This is a genomic window from Streptomyces virginiae, from assembly GCF_040638905.1.
GTDB lineage: Bacteria > Actinomycetota > Actinomycetes > Streptomycetales > Streptomycetaceae > Streptomyces > Streptomyces virginiae_B.
On record NZ_JBEZYV010000001.1, the window covers coordinates 588,600 to 608,264 of the forward strand.

Sequence of the window (19,665 nt, forward strand, 5' to 3'; positions counted from 1 at the left end):
GCGGGTCACTCTCCAAGCTTGTCGGCGAGCACGGCGGCGATCCGTGCGACGGGCTCCTGCTGCGTCATGGCGCCGTGCGTGCAGGTGATGCGGTGCTGCTCGACGCGGCCGTCGACGTACGGTCGCCAGGCCTCCCCGTAGGGCCAGTCGGCGGGCTTGTCGAGGGTGGCGCCGAAGAAGACGGCGTCGCCCCGGTAGTGGTCGGGGACGTGCTCGGCCATCAGCTTGGCGTTCTGCTCGAAGACGTCGGGCAGGACGCCGGCGGCCTCGCCGAGGAGTGCGGTGAGGTCGGCCTGCCCGCGTCCGCCGGCCGGGTCGTGGCCGAGCGAGGCGAGCAGCGCCGCGAGGGTGTCGACCGGGTCGTCGGAGGGCGGGGTGGCGTCGGCGCGGTACCGGGCGGGGTCGGCCGGGAGGCCGTCCAGGAGGGCGAGCAGGGCGACCTGACCGCCCGCCGCCTGGAGGCCGACGGCCATGGCGTGGGCGACGACCGCGCCGAAGGACCAGCCGAGCAGGTGGTACGGGCCCTCGGGCTGGACGGCGCGGATCTGGCGTACGTAGTCCTCGGCGATCTCGGTGACGGAGGACGGGGAGCCCCCGCGCAGCCCGCGTGCCTGGAGGCCGTGGACGGGGCGGTCGGGATCGAGGTGGCGCAGCAGCCCCGAGTAGACCCAGCTGATGCCCGCGGCGGGGTGGACGCAGAACAGCGGGGCCTTGGTGCCGCCCGCGCGCAGCGGGAGGAGTACGTCAAGGGCGCTGTGGCCGCTGGGGACGTCGGCGCTGGGGGCGGGGGCCGTGCCCGCCGGGTCGAGGTGGCGGGCCAGTCGCCGTGCGAGGGCGGCCGCGGTGGGGGCCTCGAAGAGCGCCCGCATGCCGAGGTCGGCGCCCAGTGCGGTACGGATCCGGCCGAGCAGCTTCATCGCGAGGAGGGAGTGGCCGCCGAGGTCGAAGAAGCCGTCGTCGACGGAGACGGGGCCCGGCAGGCCCAGCACTTCGGCGAAGAGGCCGCTGAGCAGCTCCTCGTGCGGTGTCCTGGGTGCCCGACCGGTGGGCGGGACGGTGAAGTCGGGGGCGGGGAGGGCGCGCCGGTCGACCTTGCCGCTCGCGGTCAGCGGAAGCGCGTCGAGCGGGACGTAGGCGGCCGGAAGCATGTGGGCGGGCAGCGACTCGGCGGCGAAGGCGCGCAGTTCGGCCTGGTCGAGCGGGCCGTCCGCAACGACGTGGGCGACGAGCCGGGGGCCGGTGGTGCCGTCGTCGTGGACCGTCACGGTTGCGGTGAGGACCCGGGGGTGGCGCGTGAGCACGTGCTCGATCTCGCCGGGTTCGATGCGAAAGCCGCGGATCTTGACCTGGTGGTCGGTGCGGCCGAGGTATTCGAGTCGTCCGTCTCGGGTGCGGCGGACGAGGTCGCCGGTGCGGTACATCCGCTCCCCGGCGGCGTACGGGTCGGCGACGAACCGCTCGGCGGTGAGCGAGGGGCGGCCGAGGTAGCCGCGGGCGAGGCCGGCGCCGGCCAGGTACAGCTCGCCGGGGACGCCGGGCGGTACGGGGCTCAGGTGCTCGTCGAGCACGTGGGTGCGGGTGCCGAGGACGCTGCGGCCGAGGCCCGGGCGCCCGGTGGCCGTGAAGGGCTGGGTGAGCGCGTCGACGGTGGACTCGGTGGGGCCGTAGAGGTTGTGGGCGGTGGTCGCGGGGGCCTCGCGCAGGCGGGTCCACAGGCTCTGGCCGACGGCCTCGCCGCCGAGCAGCACCACACGGGGGGCGGGCGCGTCCAGCAGGCCTTCGTCGAGGAGCTGTTCGGCGTAGGAGGGGGTGACCTCGATGACGTCGACGGACTCCGTCCGCAGGTGGCGGACCAGGGCGGCGGCGTCGCGGCGGACCTCGTCGCCGATGAGGTGCAGTTCGTGGCCGGCGATCAGCCAGAGCAGGCCGTCCCACGAGGCGTCGAAGCAGAGCGAGGCGGTGAGCGCGACGCGGCTGCGGCCGTGCTCGCCTTCGGTGGCGCCGATCGGGCCGGTCGCGGATCGGTGCGAGGCGAGCAGCGCGGCGATCGAGCCGTGGCTGACCACGACGCCCTTGGGGCGGCCGGTGGAGCCGGAGGTGTAGATCACGTAGGCGGCGTCGGGGGCGGACGCCCGGGGCGGCGGGTTGTCGGCGGCGGGGCGGTCGTTCCCGGCCGCCGGGGCCGCGGCCAGGACGGGCAGGCCGGTGAGGAGTTCGGGCAGGGGCCAGCCGTCGCCGGTCACGGCCAGGGCGGGCGCGGCATCGGCCAGCATGGCGGCGGTACGGTCGGCGGGGTGTCCCGCGTCCAGCGGGAGCGAGGCGGCGCCCGCCTTGAGCACGGCGAGCAGGGCGATCACGGTCTCCGCGGAGCGCGGCAGGGCCAGGGCGACCAGTGTCTCCGGGCCGGCGCCCGCGGCCGTCAGGCGGTGGGCGAGGTCGTTGGCGCGTGCGTTGAGCTCGGCGAAGCTGAGCCGGGTGTCCCCGGCGACCAGCGCGATCGCGTCGGGGGTGCGGGCCGCCCGGGCCTCGAAGGCGGTGGACAGCAGCGGCACGGCCGGCGGCAAAGCCTCACCTTCGCCGAGGAGTTCGGCGCGTTCACCGGCGCCGAGCAGGTCGCCGCGGCCGATGGGCCGGTCGGGGCGGGCGGCGACCGCCGTCAGCAGCCGGCCGAAGCGGGCGGCGACGGCCTCGACGGTCTCACGGTCGAACAGGTCGGTGGCGAAGTCGATCGCGCACTCCAGCCCGGCGGGCGCGCCGTCGGCGTCGAAGGACTCGCCCATGGCGATGGAGAGGTCGAATTTGGCCACGCACCCGCCGACCGGTTCGACGGCGGCCGGCAGGCCTGCCAGGTCGAGCGGGGCCTCGCCGGGGCCGCCGGCCCGGCCCGCGCCCTGGAGCAGCAGCATGACCTGGAAGAGCGGGTGGCGGGCCAGGGAGCGGGCCGGGTTGAGTTCCTCGACCAGCCGCTCGAAGGGCACGTCCTGGTGGGCGTGGGCGTCGAGCTGGGTCTCCCGGACCCGGTGGAGCAGCTCCGTGAAGGTCGGGTCGCCGGAGGTGTCGGTGCGCAGGACGAGGGTGTTGACGAAGAAGCCGACGAGATCGTCCAGGGCCTCGTCCGAGCGACCGGCGACCACCGAGCCGATCGGCACGTCGGTGCCGGCCCCGAGCCGGGTGAGCAGCGCCGCCAGCGCGGCCTGCAGGGTCATGAACATCGTGACGCGGTGCTCGCGGGCCAGCCCGGCCAGGGCGCGGTGCAGTTCGCCGCCGAACGCAACGACGACGCGGTCGCCCCGGTGGCTGCTGTCCGCCCGCCGGGCGCGGTCCACGGGGAGGGACAGCTCCTCGGGGATTCCCGCCAGGGCTTCGCGCCAGTGGGCGAGTTGGCGGGACGCCAGGCTGTCGGGGTCGGCCTCGTCGCCGAGCAGCTCGCGCTGCCAGAGCGCGTAGTCGGCGTACTGGACCGGCAGCGGCTGCCAGTCGGGCGCCGCGCCGTCCAGGCGGGCGGCGTAGGCGGCGGAGAGGTCGCGAAGCAGCGGCTCCATCGACCAGCCGTCGCCCGCTATGTGGTGCAGGACGAGCACGAGGAGGTGCTCGTCGGTGGCGAGCGGGAGCAGGTGGGCCCGGAGGGGGAGTTCGCGGGCGAGGTCGAAGGGGACGGCCGCGCACTCGGCCAGGGCGGCCGCCGGGTCGGCGGGCCGGGCGGGGCGGCGGTCGAAGGGGATCCGGGCCTCGGCGGGCGGGACGATCCGCTGTGAGGGCTCGCCGTCCTGCTCGGTGATGAGCGTGCGCAGGATCTCGTGCCGGGCGACCAGGTCGCCGAGGGCGAGTTCGAGCGCGGCCGGGTCGAGCGGGCCGTTCAGGCGCAGGGCGAGCGGCAGGTTGTAGAGGGCGCTGGGGCCCTCCATCCCGTCGATCAGCCACAGCCGCTGCTGGGCGAAGGAGAGCGGCAGGCCTTCCGGTCGCTCGCCGGCCGTCAGGGCGAGCCGCGCGCCGGCGCCGTCGAGCCGCTGGGCGAGGCCGGCCACCGTCGGCGCCTCGAAGACGTCCCGGACGCCGATCTCGGCGGCGAACACGGTGCGGACCCGGCTGACGAGCTGCATGGCGAGGAGGGAGTGCCCGCCGAGGGCGAAGAAGTCGTCGTCGATCGAGACCTGTCCGGTCGCGCCGAGGACTTCGCCGAACAGGCCGCACAGGAGTTCCTCGCGTGCCGTGCGGGCGGGGCGGCCGCCGGCGAAGAGCTGGAAGTCGGGGGCGGGGAGGGCGCGCCGGTCGACCTTGCCGCTGCCGGTCAGCGGCAGCGCGTCGAGGGTGACGACGGCGGCGGGGACCATGTGGGCGGGCAGCGACTGTGCCACGAACCGCCGCAGTTCGAGGGAGAGTTCGGGGCTGGGGGCGGCGACCGCGCAGTGGGCGGCCAGGCGGCGGTCGCCGTCGGCGCTCTCGTGCGGGGTGACCACCGCCTGGCGGACGGCCGGGTGCAGGGCCAGCGCCTGTTCGATCTCGCCGGGTTCGATGCGGAAGCCGCGGATCTTGACCTGGTGGTCGGTGCGGCCCAGGTAGTCGATCCGGCCCTCGCGGCTGCGGCGGACCAGGTCGCCGGTGCGGTACATCCGCTCCCCCGGCGTGAACGGGTCGGCGACGAAGCGTTCCGCGGTGAGGGCGGGCCGGCCCAGGTAGCCGCGGGCCAGGGCGTCCCCGGACAGGTACAGCTCGCCGGGGACGCCGGCGGGGACGGGGTTCAGGTGGGCGTCGAGGACGTGGGCGCGGGTGCCGAGGACGGGGTGGCCCATGGTGGGGCGCTCCGAGTCGGCGTACGCCTGGAGGAGGGTGTCGACGGTGCACTCGGTGGGCCCGTAGAGGTTGTGGCCGGTGGTCGCCGGAGCCTCGCGCAGGCGGGTCCACAGGGCCTGCCCGATCGGTTCGCCGCCGAGCAGCACCACGCGCGGGGCGGGGGCGTCCAGGAGGCCTTCGGCGATGAGCTGTTCGGCGTAGGTGGGGGTGAACTGGACGGCGTCGACTCCGGCGGTGCGCAGGTGCCGGACCAGGGCGGCGGGGTCGCGGCGCAGGTCGTCGCCGATCAGGTGCAGCTCGTGGCCGGCGACCATCCACAGGAGGCCGTTCCAGGAGGCGTCGAAGCAGAGCGAGGCGGTCAGCGCGGCGCGCATCCGGCCGTGGGCCCGCTCGGGCCCGGCGAAGGTCTCGGCCCGGTGGGCGGCCAGCAGGCCGGCGATGGACCGGTGGCTCACCACCACACCCTTGGGGCGGCCGGTGGAGCCGGAGGTGTAGATGACGTAGGCGGCGTCTGCCGCGGTGGCGCGGACGGGCGGCGCCGCGGCGGGCCGGTCGGCCCAGTGCTGTTCGCCGGCGTCCAGGACGGTCGCTCCGGCGAGCCCGTCCAGCGCCTCGGGCAGCGGCCATCCCGGGTCGGTGAGGACGGCCGCGGGGCGGGCGTCGGCCAGCATGTGGGCGGTGCGCTCCAGCGGGTACTCGGCGTCCAGCGGGAGGAAGGCGGCACCGGCCTTGAGTACGGCGAGCTGGGCGACGACCGTCTCGGCCGAGCGGGGCAGGGCCAGCGCGACCACGTCCTCGGGGCCGATGCCGGCGGCGGTCAGGCCGTGGGCGAGGCGGTTCGCGCGTGCGTCCAGCTCGGCGTACGTCAGCCGGGTCTCCCCGAAGACCAGGGCCGTCAGCTCGGGTGTGGCCGCCACCTGTGCGGCGAAGGCGTCCGGAACCAGGGGCAGTTCGGCGGGCAGCGGCCGGTGGCCGCCGAGGAGTACGGCGCGCTCGCCGTCGGCGAGCAGGTCGGCGCGGCCGATCCGCCGCTCGGGCCGGGCCGTCATCTCCGTCAGCAGCCGGCCGAAGCGGGCGGCGACGGCCTCGACGGTCTCCCGGTCGAACAGGTCGGTGGCGTAGTCGATCGCGCAGTCCAGTCCGGCGGGCTCGCCGTCCGGTCCGAAGAACTCCTCCAGCGTCACGTTGAGGTCGAACTTGGCGACTCCGGTGTCCGCCGGCAGCGCCTCGGCGCGCAGCGCGGACAGCTCCGGCTCGCCACCGGTGCCGGACTGCAGCACCAACGCCACCTGGAAGAGCGGGTGGCGGGCCAGGGAGCGGGCCGGGTTGAGTTCCTCGACCAGCCGCTCGAAGGGCACGTCCTGGTGGGCGTAGGCGCCCAGTCCGGTCTCCCGGACGCGGCCGAGGAGTTCGGCGAAGGTCGGGTCTCCGGAGGTGTCGGTGCGCAGGACGAGGGTGTTGACGAAGAAGCCGACGAGATCGTCCAGGGCCTCGTCCGAGCGGCCCGCGACCACCGAGCCGATCGGCACGTCGGTACCGGCTCCGAGCCGGGTGAGCAGCGCCGCCAGCGCGGCCTGGAAGGTCATGAACATCGTGACGCGGTGCTCGCGGGCCAGCCCGGCGAGCGCGCGGTGCAGTTCGGCGTCGATGGGCAGGGCGACCCGGTCGCCCCGGTGGTCGGCGCGGACTCCGCGCGGCCGATCGACGGGGAGGGTGAGCTCCTCCGGGAGATCGGCGAGCGTGTCGCGCCAGTAGGCGAGCTGGCGCGAGACCAGGCTGTCGGGGTCGGCCTCGTCGCCGAGCAGTTCGCGCTGCCAGAGCGCGTAGTCGGCGTACTGGACCGGCAGCGGCCGCCAGTCGGGCGCCGAGCCGTCCAGGCGGGCGGCGTACGCGTCCGCCAGGTCTCGCAGCAGCGGGCCCATCGACCAGCCGTCGCCGACGATGTGGTGGAGGGCGACGACGAGGACGTGCTCCTCGGCGCCGACCCGCAGGAGGGTGACGCGTACGGGCGGTTCGGCGGCCAGGTCGAAGGGGCGGCGGGCGGCCCGGTCCACTTCCGCGTCCACCGACTCCGGTGCGCAGTCGCGCAGTTCGACGGGAAGGTCCGCGCCGGCCGCAGGGAGGACCAGCTGGTGCGGCTCGCCGTCGTGCTCGGCGATCAGCGTGCGCAGGATCTCGTGGCGGGCGACGAGGTCGCCGAGGGCGAGTTCCAGGGCGGCCGCGTCGAGAGGACCGGTGAGGCGCAGGGCGAGAGGCATGTTGTAGAGCGCGCTGGGGCCCTCCATCCGGTCGATCAGCCAGAGCCGCTGCTGGGCGGATGAGAGCGGCAGGCGTTCGGGGCGTTCACGGACGGTCAGCGCGAGGCGGGCCGCGGCACCGTCCAGCCGCTGGGCCAGGCCCGCCACCGTCGGCGTCTCGAAGACGTCCCGGATGCCGAGTTCGGCGCCGAGCACCGCGCGGACCCGGCTGAGCAGCCGGGTGGCGAGCAGGGAGTGCCCACCGAGGGCGAAGAAGTCGTCGTCGACCGAGACCGGTCCCGTGAGGCCGAGGATCTCGCCGAACAGGCCGCAGAGGATCTCCTCGCGCGCCGTACGGGCGGCCCGGCCGCCGGTGGCCGCAGCGAAGTCGGGCGCGGGCAGCGCGGACCGGTCGAGCTTGCCGTTGACGTTGAGCGGCAGTGCGTCGAGCGTGGTGAAGGCTGCCGGGACCATGTAGTCGGGCAGCGCGGCGGCCGCGTGGGCGCGCAGCGCGGCCGCATCGAGCGGGGTGCGCGCCACGAGGTAGGCGACCAGTCGGGTGCCGGCCGGGCCGTCCGTGCCGTCCTGGTGGGGCAGGACCGCGGCCTGGAGGACGTCGGGGTGGGCGGCCAGGACGGTTTCGATCTCGCCGGGTTCGATGCGGAAGCCGCGGACCTTGACCTGGTGGTCGGTGCGGCCCAGGTACTCGACGCGGCCGTCGGGGCGGCGGCGGGCGAGGTCGCCGGTGCGGTACATCCGCTCCCCCGGCGCGAACGGGTCGGCGACGAACCGCTCGGCGGTCAGCGCGGGCCGGCCCAGATAGCCGCGGGCGAGGCCCGCGCCGCTGAGGTACAGCTCGCCGGGGACGCCGGGCGGGACGGGCCGCAGGCCGGTGTCCAGGACGTGCGCGCGGACGTTGGGCAGCGGGCGGCCGATGAGCGGGCGCGGGTCGCCGGAGAGCCGGTGGTACAGCGCGTCGACGGTGCACTCGGTGGGGCCGTACATGTTGAGCACGACGGTGTCCGCGGCGGCGGTGAGGGCGGCCGAGAGGGTCTGGCCGAGGGCCTCGCCGCCGACCATCAGGAGGGCCGGCGGGCAGCGGTCGAACAGACCCTCCTCGACCAGCCGCTCGGCCTGGCCCGGGGTGACGTCGAGGACGTCGGCGCCGGTGTGTTCGGCGTGGCGGACGATCGCGGCGGCGTCGCGGCGCACGTCGTCGTCGAGGAGGTGGAGTTCGTGGCCGGCCACCATCCACAGCAGCGCCTCCATGGCGGTGTCGAAGGAGAGCGAGGCGGCCTGGGCGAACCTGAACCTGCGCCCCGGGTGGGCCCGTCGGGCGGCGGCGACGGTCTCGTCGCGGTGGAAGGCGAACAGGTTGGCGAGGCCGCCGTGGCGGACCACGACGCCCTTGGGGCGGCCCGTGGAGCCCGAGGTGTAGATGACGTAGGCGGCGTTGGCGGCGGTGACGCGGACGGGCGGGGCACCGGCGGGCCGCTCGGCCCGCCCCTGTTCGTCGACGTCCAGGACGGTGGCACCGGCGAGCCCGTCGAGGACCTCGGGCAGCGGCCATCCGGTGGTGGTGAGGACGGCCGCGGGGCGGGCGTCGGCCAGCATGTGGGCGATCCGCTCGCGCGGGTGGTCGGCGTCCAGCGGGAGGAAGGCCGCACCGGCCTTGAGTACGGCGAGGACGGCGACCAGGGACTCGGCGGAGCGGGGCAGGGCGAGCGCGACCACGTCCTCGGCGCCCGCCCCGGAGGCGGTCAGGCCGTGGGCGAGGCGGTCGGCACGGGCGTCCAGCTCGGCGTACGTCAGCCGGGTCTCCCCGAAGACGAGCGCGGTGGCGTCGGGGGTCGCGGCGGCCTGGGCGGCGAAGGCCTCCGGGAGGAGGACGTCCGCCGCACCCGGCCGGGCGGTGTCGTGCCATGCGGCCAGCGCTGTCCGGCCCGCCTCGCCCAGTACGTCGAGTTCGGCGACCGGCCGGTCGGGGTCTGCGGCGGCCTGGGCCAGCAGGCGCAGCAGCGCGTCGGCGAGGCGCTGCGCGGTGGCCCGGTCGAACAGGTCGGTGGCGAACTCCAGGCCGCCCTCGATGCCGGCGGGGGCGCCGCCCGGGTGGTGGCGCTCGGAGAGGTTGAGGGTGAGGTCGAAGGCAGTGGTGGGCAGCCCGAGCGGCTCGTAGGCGGTGCGGGTGCCGGGGAACTCGGGGCCGCCGCCGGCGGTGTTGTCGAAGGCGATCATCACCTGGAAGAGCGGGTGCCGGGCGAGGGTGCGGACCGGGTTGAGCTCCTCGACGAGCCGCTCGAAGGGCACGTCCTGGTGGGCGTAGGCGGCCAGGTCGGCTTCCCGTACGCGGGTCAGCAGTTCGGCGAAGGTGGGCCGGCCGGTGAGGTCGGTGCGCAGGACGAGGGTGTTGGCGAAGAAGCCGACCAGTTCGTCGAGGGCCGGGTCGAGGCGGCCGGCCAGCGGGGTGCCGATCGGCAGGTCCTCGCCGGCGCCGAAGCGGTGCAGCAAGGTGGCGTAGGCGGCCTGGAGCACCATGAACAGGGTGGCCCCGTGCCCGGCGGCCAGCTCGGCGAGCCGTGCGTGCAGGTCCGCGTCCAGCTCCAGCGGCACGACGTCGCCGCGGTGGCTCGGGGCGGCCGGGCGGGGGCGGTCCAGCGGCAGCGGCAGTTCGTCCGGCAGGCCGGCGAGCGCCTGCCTCCAGTGGTCGAGCTGGCGGGAGAGCTGGGACTGCGGGTCGGTGTCGGCGCCGAGCAGCCGGTACTGCCAGAGCGTGTAGTCGGCGTACTGGACGGGCAGCGGCTCCCACATCGGTGCCTCGCCGCCGAGCCGGGCGGTGTAGGCGTCGGCGAGGTCTTGGAAGAGCGGCCGCAAGGACCATCCGTCGCTGGCGATGTGGTGCATCACGAGGAGCAGGACGTGCTCGTCGGGGGCCTCGGGGCGCAGGTAGGCGTGCAGCGGGACGTCGCGGGCGAGGTCGAAGGTGTGGCCGGTCAGCTCCTGCACCGGGCGGTCGGTGACGGTGAGCAGCGGGGCCGGGGGCGCGGGCAGGATCCGCTGGTGGGGGACGCCGTCCTGGGCGCCGAAGACCGTACGGAGGCTCTCGTGGCGGGCGACGACGTCGCCGAGGGCGCCTTCGAGTGCTGCCGCGTCGAGCGGACCGGTGAGGCGGAGCGCGAGGGTGACGTTGTAGGTGGCGGCGGGGCCTTCGGCCTGGCCGAGGAACCACAGCCGGCGCTGGGCGAAGGAGACGGGCAGGTGATCGGGCCGGGGTTCGGGCCGCAGCGCGGGGCGGGCCGGGTCGGTGGCGAGCCGGTCGGCGAGGGCGGCGACGGTCGGGGCCTGGAAGAGGTCGCCGATGGCCAGTTCGGCGCCCAGTTCGGTGCGCGCCCGGCCGACCAGGCGGGTCGCCAGCAGCGAGTGGCCGCCGAGTTCGAAGAAGTCGTCGTCGATGGTGATGTCGTCGATGCCGAGGATCTCGCCGAAGAGGGTGCACAGGGCGCGTTCGCGTTCGTCGCGCGGGGGTCGGCCGGTGGTGTCGGCGGCCAGTGCGGGGGCGGGCAGGGCGCGCCGGTCGACCTTGCCGTTGGCGTTGAGCGGCAGGGCGGGCAGGACGACGACGGCTGACGGGACCATGTAGGCGGGGAGGGTGGCGGCGGCGAACTGCCTCAGTTCGGCGTCGAGTCCGGGGTTCCCGTCGAGGGCGGGGCCGCGCACCGAGCAGTAGCCGACGAGCCGGGTGTCGCCGGGGCGGTCCTCCCGGGGGACCACGATGACCTGGCGGACGGCGGGGTGGCGGGAGAGCACGGCCTCGATCTCGCCCGGCTCGATGCGGAAGCCGCGCAGCTTGACCTGGCCGTCGATCCTGCCGAGGAACTCGATGGCGCCGTCGGCCCGGCGGCGTACCAGGTCTCCGGTGCGGTACATGCGCTCGCCCGGCGCGTACGGGTCGGCGACGAAGCGCTCGGCGGTCAGAGCGGGCCGGCGCCAGTAGCCGCGGGCCAGGCCGGCGCCGGCGACGTACAGCTCGCCGGGGACGCCGGGCGGTACGGGCTGCAGCCGGGTGTCGAGGACGTGGGCGCGCATGTTGTCGAGCGGGGCGCCGATCGGCGGCCGGGGGCCGCTCAGGTCGGCGGGGGCGAGGGGGTGGTGCGTGGCGAAGGTGGTGGCTTCGGTCGGCCCGTAGACGTGGGCGAGCAGCAGGTCGGGGCAGTGGTCGAGGACACGCCGCATGAGGGTGCCGGAGGCGGCCTCGCCGCCGGTGCAGACGGTGCGCAGGGTGCGGAAGGTCTCCGGGGCCTGCTCGGCGACCAGGTCGAAGAGGGCCTTCGTGAGGAAGACGGCGGTGACCTCGTGCCGGGTCGCGACGGCGTGCAGGGCGGCGGCGTCCAGGTTGCCGGGCGGGGCGACGACCACCGTGCCGCCGGCCAGCAGCGGTGTCCACAGTTCGTAGGTGGCGGCGTCGAAGGCGTGCGGGGAGTGCAGCAGGACCCGCCGGTGCCTGCCGTCCTGCCAGCGGCGGTCGGCGGCGAGGCCGACGATGTCGCGGTGGCGGACGGCGACGCCCTTGGGGGTGCCGGTGGAGCCCGAGGTGAACATCACGTAGGCGAGCCGGTCGGGGTGGACGGGGACGCCGGGGGCGTGCTCCGGGGCGTCCTCCTCGTCGCCGGGGCGCACCACGACGGCGTCGTGTGCGAAGCCCGGGTCGGTGCGGTCGGTGAGCAGGACTGGGGCGCCGGTGTCGGCGAGGAGTGCGGCCATCCGCTCCGGGGGCAGGCTCGCGTGCAGGGGTACGTAGGCGCCGCCGGCCTTGAGGACGGCCAGGGTGGCGACGACCAGGTCGACCGAGCGTTCCATCAGCAGGGCGACCGGGGACTCGGGGCCGACGCCGCAGGCGGCGAGGTGGTGTGCCAGCCGGTTGGCGCGGGCGTCGAGCTCGGCGTAGGAGACGTCGGCGCCGTCGTGGGCGAGCGCGACCGCGTCCGGGGTGCGGGCGGCCTGGGCCTGGAACAGTTCGGGCAGCGAGCCGGTGGGGACGGGCGCGGCGGTGGCGTTCCACTCGTCGCGCAGGCGGCCGCGCTCCTCGGGGGTGAGGATGTCGAGGGCGCCGATCGGCGCGTCGGGGTCGGCGGCCGCGGCGGCCAGCAGCCGGCCCAGGCGCTCGAACAGGGTGGTGACGGTGGCGCGGTCGTAGAGGTCGGCGGCGTATTCGACGGATCCGGTGAGTCCGGCGGGGGCGCGTTCGGGGCTGTGGCGCTCGGTGATGCCGATGTTGAGGTCGAACTTGGCGACACGCAGGCCGAGTTCCTCGGGCTGCGCCTGCAGTCCGGGCAGGCCGAGTTCGCCCTCCTCGTGGTTCTGAAGCACGAGGAGGGTCTGGAAGAGGGGGTGGCGGCCGAGGGAGCGGGCCGGGTTGACCTCCTCGACCAGCCGCTCGAAGGGCACGTCCTGGTGGGCGAAGGCGTCGAGCTGGGCTTCCCGGGCCCGGCCGAGGAGTTCGGTGAAGGACGGGTCCCCGGAGGTGTCGGTGCGCAGGACGAGGGTGTTGACGAAGAAGCCGACCAGGTCGCTCAGCGCCTCGTCGGAACGGCCGGCGACGCCGGTGCCGAGGGGGATGTCGGTGCCCGCGCCGAGCCGGGTGAACAGTGCGGCGAGACCGGCCTGGAGGACGGAGAACAGGGTGGCGCGGTGCCGGCGGGCCAGGCCCGCCAGGGCGGCGTGCAGTTCGGGGCCGTAGCCGAACGGGACGGCGTCGGCGGCCCCGGTCGGGGCGGGCGGCCGGGGGCGGTCCGTGGGCAGCTCCAGCTCCTCGGGCAGGCCGGCCAAGGCCTCGCGCCAGTAGTCGAGTTGCCGGCTCAGCACGCTGCCGGGGTCGCTCTCGTCGCCGAGCAGTTCGCGCTGCCAGAGCGTGTAGTCGGCGTACTGAACCGGCAGCGGCTCCCAGTCGGGGGTGCGGCCGGCGCGGCGGGCGGCGTAGGCGGTGGCGAGGTCGCGCAGGAGCGGGCCGAGCGACCAGCCGTCGCCGGCGATGTGGTGCAGCACGACGAGCAGCACGTGCTCGGCGGGGGACGCGGTGGCGGACCGGCCGGTGGCGGGCCGACCGGGCCTGAGCTGGGTGGGGGTGAGCTCGGCGGGCCTGAGCTCGGCGGGGGTGAGCGAGAAGACCGTGACCCGGATGGGCAGTTCGGCACTCAGGTCGAAGGTGCGGGCGGCGGCCCGGTCCCGCAGGGCGGGGTACTCGCCGGGGGCGCAGTCCACCGTCTCGAAGGCGATCTCCGCCTCCGCGGACGGCAGGATCCGCTGCACCGGGACTCCCCCGGCCACCGGGAACACCGTGCGCAGGGCCTCGTGCCGGGCGACCACGTCCGCCGTCGCGGCGCGCAGGGCGTCGGTGTCGAGCGTGCCGCGCAGGCGGACCGCGAACGGCAGGTTGTAGAGCGCGGTCGGCCCTTCGATCTGGTCGATCAGCCAGAGACGCTGTTGTGCGTACGAAACCGGGATCACGGTGCTTCCTCTGCTCACGTCACGGCGTGGATGGTCAGGCGGGGACTGCGGTCGTCGGGCGCACCGTGGGACGGCAGTCGGAGAGGTCGACGGGGCGGCCCATCGCGACGGCGATCTTCCGGTCGCCGCCGAAGGGGTCGCGGCCGTGTGCGCAGAGCACGTTGTCGACCAGCATCACGTCGCCGACCTGCCAGGCCTCGCGGACGGTGGCGGCGTCGTAGGCGGCGTTGAGGGCGTCCGCGTCCTCCCTGGACAGCGGTTCGCCGTCGCCGAAACCGGTGTTGAACGGCAGGCCTTCGGGTCCGAACTCCTCGACCATGGCCTCGCGGATGTCCGGGTCGAGGGACCACTCGTTCCAGAAGGCCAGGTGGTTGAACCAGACCTCCTGGCCGGTCTGCGGGTGGTGGATCGTGGCCGAACGCACCTGGCTGGTCCGCAGGTTGCCGTCCGGCTGCCACTCCCAGGCGATGCCGTTCTCCCGGCAGTACCGCTCGACGTCGGCGCGGTCCTCGGTGCCGAAGGCGGTGCGCCAGCCGAGCGAGATGTAGTCCGAGTAGTTGCGGGTGAGGGTCCAGCCGGAGGACCGGCCCCGCTCGGCCAGGTGGGCGGGGAGAGCGGCGAGGACCTTGCGGACGTCGGCGGTGGGGGTGGCGCCGCCCGCCGCGGGGGCTGTCAGGCAGGCGAACAGCAGCCGGCCGGGGAAGGTCAGGGTGTAGCTGTTCTCGTTGTGCATCCGGATCGACTGCGCGGGCGGCAGGTCGGTGGACGAGAAAACGCCGTCGCCGAAGTCGCTGCGCGGGGTGGCCTTCTCCCGGTACGGAGTGGGCTCGGGGAGGAGCACGTCGCGGACGGCGGCGACGTCGGCGGCCTGGGCCACCGGCAGTCCGCGCAGGAAGATCGTGCCGTGCTCGTGCAGGGCGGCGGTCAGCGCGGTCTCGTTCTCGCGCAGCCAGGCGCACGCCTCGGCGAGGTCGGTGGTGGCCGGCACGCGGGTGAGGGCGGGGCGGCCGGGGTTCAGCTCCCAGTTCGGCATGGCGTCACTCACCGCTGGTCGAGGGTGGCGAGCAGGCTCGCGGGGCGGATGTCGGTCCAGTTGGTCTCGATCCAGTCGAGGCACTCCTGGCGGGGGGCCTCGCCGTGGACGGTGGTCCAGCCGGCCGGCACGTCGATCCAGACCGGCCAGAGCGAGTGCTGGTTCTCGTCGTTGACCAGGACCAGGTAGCCGGAGTTGTCGTCCTCGAACGGGTTGCTCATGGTGGTCTCCGTAGCGTGAGAGGTGCTCTGGGGTGCGATTCGAAGGTATGGGCGCCGTACCGGCCCGAGCGGCACAAGCTCCGGCAGGTGAGCGGCAGTTGCGGCACTGCCGGATCCCGGCTCAGCGGGGGGTCAGGCGGACCGGGAAGTGGTCGAGGCCGAAGTTGATGATCGAGCGGTTGTAGGTGACGGGCCCGGTCGGCTCGATGGCGGCGGCCTTCTCCAGCGCGGCCGAATAGAGGGCGCCCAGCTCGGCCTTGGCCAGCGGGGCGCCGATGCAGTAGTGGGCGCCGAGGCCCAGCGCGAGGTGCTTGTTGGGCGAGCGGTCGAGCAGGATCTCCTCGGGCCGCTCGAAGGCCTCCGGGTCCCGGTCGGCGGACCACACCCACACCGCGACCCGGTCGCCGCGGCGGATCTGCCGTCCGCCGAGCTCGATGTCCCGGGTGGCGGTGCGCAGCGTGTGCAGCCCCACGGAGGTCCAGCGCAGGAGTTCATCCACGGCGGAGTCCATGGACACCTCGCCCTGTTGGAGCTTGCGCCACAGGTCGGGGCGCTGGACCAGCGTGTGCAGGCCCATGGCGGCCGTGTGGCGGACCGTCTGGACGCCGCCCACCACGATGTTGTCCAGGTTGAGCACGACGTCCTCGATCGGCAGCAGCCGGCCGCCGACCTTGTAGGTGGCCATCATGGAGATCAGGTCGTCGCGCGGGTCGGCGCGGCGCAGCATCACCTGGTGCATCAGGTAGGGGATCAACCTCTGGTGTCCGGCGCGGCGTTCCTCCGGGGTGCGGCCGAGGAAGGCCACGTCGCAGACCCTGACCACCATGTCGCGGTCCTTCTCGGGCACGTCCAGCAGATCGCACATGACCGCGAGCGGGAGGGCCGAGACCACGTCGACGAGGTCCACGTCGCCCTGCTCGACGGCCCGGTCGAAGAGCTCGCCGGCCCGTTCGGCGATCGATCGGGCGGCGCCGCGCACCCCGCCCTTGGAGAAGAACGGGTTGGCGGGGGCGCGCAGTTCGCGGTGGCGGGGCGGGTCGGTGAGGGCCATCATCCGGCCCGAGCCGACCGGCACGTTGCCCTCCCCCGCGCCGAGCAGCGAGCCGGACTCCGAGCTGAACACGGCCGCGTTGCGCAGTACGTCCGCCGATTCCCGGTAGGTCAGCACCGACCACACCGGACCGTCGTCGACGGTCTCGGTGCGGTGTACGGGCGCCTCGCGGCGCAGCTCGGCGATCAGGGCGGGAGTGCCGGGCCGGGCCCACAGGTCGGGGTCGGTGAGGTCCCCGGTGCCGGTGGTGACGGTGGCGGTACCGGCGGTGGCGGTGGCGGTGGTCAGCATCACTGCTCCCTGGAGGCGGGGCGGGGCGCGGCGGGCACCGGGCGGTCCGCCGGGAGAGAGGTCGGGCCAGAGGTCGGGCCAGAGGTGGGGCGAGAGCTCGGGTGACAGCTCGGGTGAGAAGTCGGGCCGGAGGCCAGGAGGGACGTCAGGAGGTCGGCCGGTCCGGGCCGGTCGACGGTGGCGAGCAGGTGCCCGCCGGGGACGACGCGGTGGTCGAAGGCGCCGCGGGTGTGGGCGGCCCAGCCGGTGAGACCGGTGGTGGCGAGCATCGGGTCGTCGGCGCCGGCCAGTGCGTGGATCGCGGAGCCGATCGGCGCGTGCGGCCGGTGGCGGTAGGTGGCGCTGACGGCGAGGTCGGCGCGAATGGCGCCGAGGGCGAGCTCGACCAGGTCCGGGTGGGCCCGGACCGACTCCTCCAGCCCGGTGAGCGTGAGGAGTTCGGTCGCGTCCAGGTCCCGTGTCTCGCGCTCGCTCCACTCGGCGGGGCTCGGCGCGCCCACGGCCACCACCAGCTCGGGACGGCGGTCGGCGGGCAGCGCGCGGGCGACCTCGTAGGCGAGCAGCGCGCCGAAGCTCTGCCCGTAGAAGGCGAACCGGCCGCCGTCGCCGCCGGTCAGGTGCGGGGCCATCGCCTCCGTGACAGCGGCCGCCAGGCTGTCGAAGTCGGGCGGCATGGGGTGCCGGCTGCGGCCGCCCCGGGCCGGCGGGCGCAGCGCCCAGACCTCGGCCACGGGGGCCAGGGCTCGGGCGAGCGGCGTGTAGGCGGTGGCGTCACCGCCGGCGTGCGGGAAGCAGAACAGCCTTACCGGGCGGTGGGTTTGGGGTGCGGGGACGAACAGCCAGTCCCCTTCGACCCGGGGGCGCGCGGTCCGCGCGGCGGGAGTGGTGGCGGTGGTCATCGGACGGCCTCGCGGCGGGCGGTGAGGGCGGGGCGGGCGGCGGCCGGGCCGGCCGCGGCGGCGCGCCGGACCGCGGCGGTGAAGCCGGCCAGGTCGGCCGCGTCCAGCAGGTCGCGGAGCTGGAGCTCGACGTTGAGCTTGCGGCGCAGCAGGTGGACGACGCGCAGGGCGGCGAGCGAGTGGCCGCCGAGGGAGAGGAAGTCGTCGCTCTGCTCGACGTCCGGCACGCCGAGCACGGTGCGCCACACCTCGGCGACCTGCTCGTCGACCCCGCCCCGCACGGTCATCGGTTCGGCCGCGGCCGGCGCCGCCGCCGGGGCGGGCAGCGAGGCGTGGTCGACCTTGCCGTTCGGGGTGAGCGGCAGGGCGTCCAGGACGGTCACGGTGGACGGCACCAGGTGGGCGGGCAGGGTACGGCGCAGCTCGGACAGCAGGTCGGCGGGGCGGACGGCCGCTCCGGTGACGTAGCCGGCCAGCCGGTGGTCCCCGGGCGCGGCCTCGTGCAGGGTGACCGCGGCAGCGGTGACACCGGCGAGGGCGCCCAGCGCGTGCTCGACCTCGCCGAGCTCGATCCGGAAGCCGCGCAGTTTGATCTGGCGGTCCACCCGGCCGACGTACTCCAGCAGGCCGTCGGCGGAGCGGCGCACCTGGTCGCCGGTGCGGTACATGCGGGCGCCCGGCTCCGGCGCGAACGGGTCGGCGAGGAACCGGCCCGCGGTCAGGCCGGGGTGGCCCGGGTAGCCGTGCGCGAGGCCGGACCCGGCCAGGTACAGCTCGCCGACCGCGCCGGACGCCGTCACGGGGGCGAGGCGGGCGTCCAGCAGGTAGGCGCGTACGCCGGGCAGCGGTTCGCCCAGGTGCGGGCCGGGGCCGGTGATCGGGGTGGTGACGGCGTCGACGGTGCACTCGGTGGGCCCGTAGAGGTTGAGGGCGTCGATCCCGGCATCGGCCAGTTCGCTCCAGGTCCGGGTGGGGACCGGCTCGCCGCCCATGAACAGGCGTGGGACGCGGGCGCCGGCCAGCGGCTCGCGGAGCAGCTGCCAGTGCGAGGGGGTCAGGTCGAGGTCGGTGACGCCGTGTTCGGCGAGCAGCCGCACGAGGCGGGCCGGTTCGGCCCGCTGCGTGTCGTCGATCACCACCAGCGTGTCGCCCCGGCAGATCCGGATCCACTGCTGGACGGAGGCGTCGAAGGAGACGCTGGCGTTCCAGGCGACGACGCCGGGCTCCGGGCGGTAGGCGCCGCTGATTTCCAGGGCGGCGGCGAGGTCGGCGACGGCGCCGTGCGGGACCTCCACCCCCTTGGGGCGGCCGGTGGAGCCGGAGGTGTAGATGACGTAGGCGGAGTCGAGCGGGTGCGGGGCGAACTCGGGCGACCGGTCCCCGTCGGCGTGGGCGCCGGGCCGGAGCACCGGTACGCCGGCCGGTACGGGAGGCTCGGCGTCGGCGCTGACGACGGCGGCGAGGCGGGCGTCGGAGGCCATGAAGGCTATCCGCTCGGCGGGGTAGGCCGGGTCGAGGGGAACGTACGCGGCGCCGGCCCGCCAGGCGGCGAGCAGCGCGACCGGCAGGTCGGAGGTCCGGGCGAGGTGAACCCCGACCCGGTTCCCCCGCCGTACTCCTGCCCCCCGCAAAGCGCGCGCCAGCCCGGCGGACCGCCGGTCCAGCTCGGCGAAGTCGAGGCGCCCGTCCACGGCGTGCACGGCGACCCGCCCGGGATGGGCGTCGACGACGCCGCGCAGCCGGGCCAGCAGGTCGGCGGTGACGGTGGAGGGGGAGGCGGAGGTGGTGGACGGCTCGGCAAAGGTGGTCATGCGAGGCACTCCTAGCGTCTCGGTTTGGTATGAACTGGACGAATCAAGCTGTATGGGGGCACGAACTCCGCGCCCGTATCCACAGGCGGGCGGCCTGCTGGTACGTACTCCGCACGGGCGGGCCCGGCCGGACGGCGGCGGGTGGCCACCGCCGCAGCGGTGGCCCGCTGCCACGGGCCCGACCCGGCCGGACGTACCCGGCATTGCGCAGTGCGGGGTGGTACCGACCGACCCCGGCCGGAGCGGGCGGCGCGGCCTGCGGATCCGTCCCCCGGGGGCGGGACCGGTTGCCCGGACCCGCCCCCGGCCGGGATCGGCACCAACCACCCGCAGGCGCGGTGCCCACGGACGCCGGAGCAGCACCCCGCACGGAACCGCCAGGTTCCACCCGAGGGGCGACCCCCCGGTCGGGCCCCACCCGGACCGCCCGGACGGACCCGGCGTCCCCGCATTGACGGGGCGGTACCGCCCCTGCGCCGCCGGCCCCAGGGCCCGGCGCCACCCGCCGCCGGCGGGACGGCCCGCGGTACCGGCTCCACGTCCCCGGGCCCGCCCGAGTCCGTCCCCGCAGTGTCGGCCGGAGGCCCCGGCACGGGCCTCCCGGACGGGTTCCGCAACCCGGTCCCCTCAGGGGTCGGACGCCGCCGCCCGCAGGCGCGATGGCCCGGTGCCCCGCGGTTCCGCACCGGCCGGTTAGCCGGACCGGCCCTGCGGGCCCGGCGGCGTAGGAGCAGTGCCCCCGGCGGTCGGCCCTGCGGGGCCCGGGGCGTTGGCCCCGGGGCGGTCGGCGGCGGGTGCGGAGGGCCCCGGTACGGGCGCCCGCGGCCGGT

6 protein-coding genes are annotated in these 19,665 nt (G+C 75.6%); all 6 read right to left on the reverse strand.

Annotated elements, in window-relative coordinates; all coding sequences use genetic code 11:
* Positions 1-5: 5 nt before the first annotated feature.
* The 6 genes from AB0F82_RS02790 to AB0F82_RS02815 all read right to left on the reverse strand — a co-directional run bounded on the left by AB0F82_RS02790 (position 6) and on the right by AB0F82_RS02815 (position 18,835).
* Positions 6-13,529: an amino acid adenylation domain-containing protein gene (locus tag AB0F82_RS02790; protein WP_362623095.1), complete on the reverse strand. Its 13,524-nt coding sequence runs from the start codon at positions 13,527-13,529 to the stop codon at positions 6-8.
* Positions 13,530-13,563: 34 nt separating this feature from the next.
* On the reverse strand, positions 13,564-14,562 hold the full coding sequence (locus AB0F82_RS02795; protein WP_362623432.1) for a TauD/TfdA family dioxygenase: 999 nt from the start codon (positions 14,560-14,562) through the stop codon (positions 13,564-13,566).
* Between the two features lie 8 nt (positions 14,563-14,570).
* Positions 14,571-14,783, reverse strand: a complete 213-nt coding sequence (locus AB0F82_RS02800; protein ID WP_030652389.1) for an MbtH family protein — start codon at positions 14,781-14,783, stop codon at positions 14,571-14,573.
* A 121-nt stretch (positions 14,784-14,904) separates the two neighbouring features.
* Positions 14,905-16,125, reverse strand: a complete 1,221-nt coding sequence (locus tag AB0F82_RS02805) for a cytochrome P450 (protein ID WP_362623097.1) — start codon at positions 16,123-16,125, stop codon at positions 14,905-14,907.
* Positions 16,125-17,024, reverse strand: a complete 900-nt coding sequence (locus tag AB0F82_RS02810; RefSeq protein ID WP_362623100.1) for a thioesterase II family protein — start codon at positions 17,022-17,024, stop codon at positions 16,125-16,127. The genes AB0F82_RS02805 and AB0F82_RS02810 overlap by 1 nt, the downstream gene beginning before the upstream one ends.
* A complete protein-coding gene (locus tag AB0F82_RS02815; protein WP_362623102.1) occupies positions 17,021-18,835 on the reverse strand; it encodes a non-ribosomal peptide synthetase in 1,815 nt (604 codons plus the stop codon). Before AB0F82_RS02815 ends, AB0F82_RS02810 begins: the two co-directional genes overlap by 4 nt.
* Positions 18,836-19,665 lie beyond the last annotated feature (830 nt).

Excerpts from the sequence above, each read along its gene's own strand:
- AB0F82_RS02815 (WP_362623102.1), bottom strand. The coding sequence starts at position 18,835 with ATGACCACCTTTGCCGAGCCGTCCACCACCTCCGCCTCCCCCTCCACC.
- AB0F82_RS02800 (WP_030652389.1), bottom strand. The coding sequence starts at position 14,783 with ATGAGCAACCCGTTCGAGGACGACAACTCCGGCTACCTGGTCCTGGTC.
- AB0F82_RS02810 (WP_362623100.1), bottom strand. The coding sequence starts at position 17,024 with ATGACCACCGCCACCACTCCCGCCGCGCGGACCGCGCGCCCCCGGGTC.
- AB0F82_RS02795 (WP_362623432.1), bottom strand. The coding sequence starts at position 14,562 with ATGCCGAACTGGGAGCTGAACCCCGGCCGCCCCGCCCTCACCCGCGTG.
- AB0F82_RS02805 (WP_362623097.1), bottom strand. The coding sequence starts at position 16,125 with ATGCTGACCACCGCCACCGCCACCGCCGGTACCGCCACCGTCACCACC.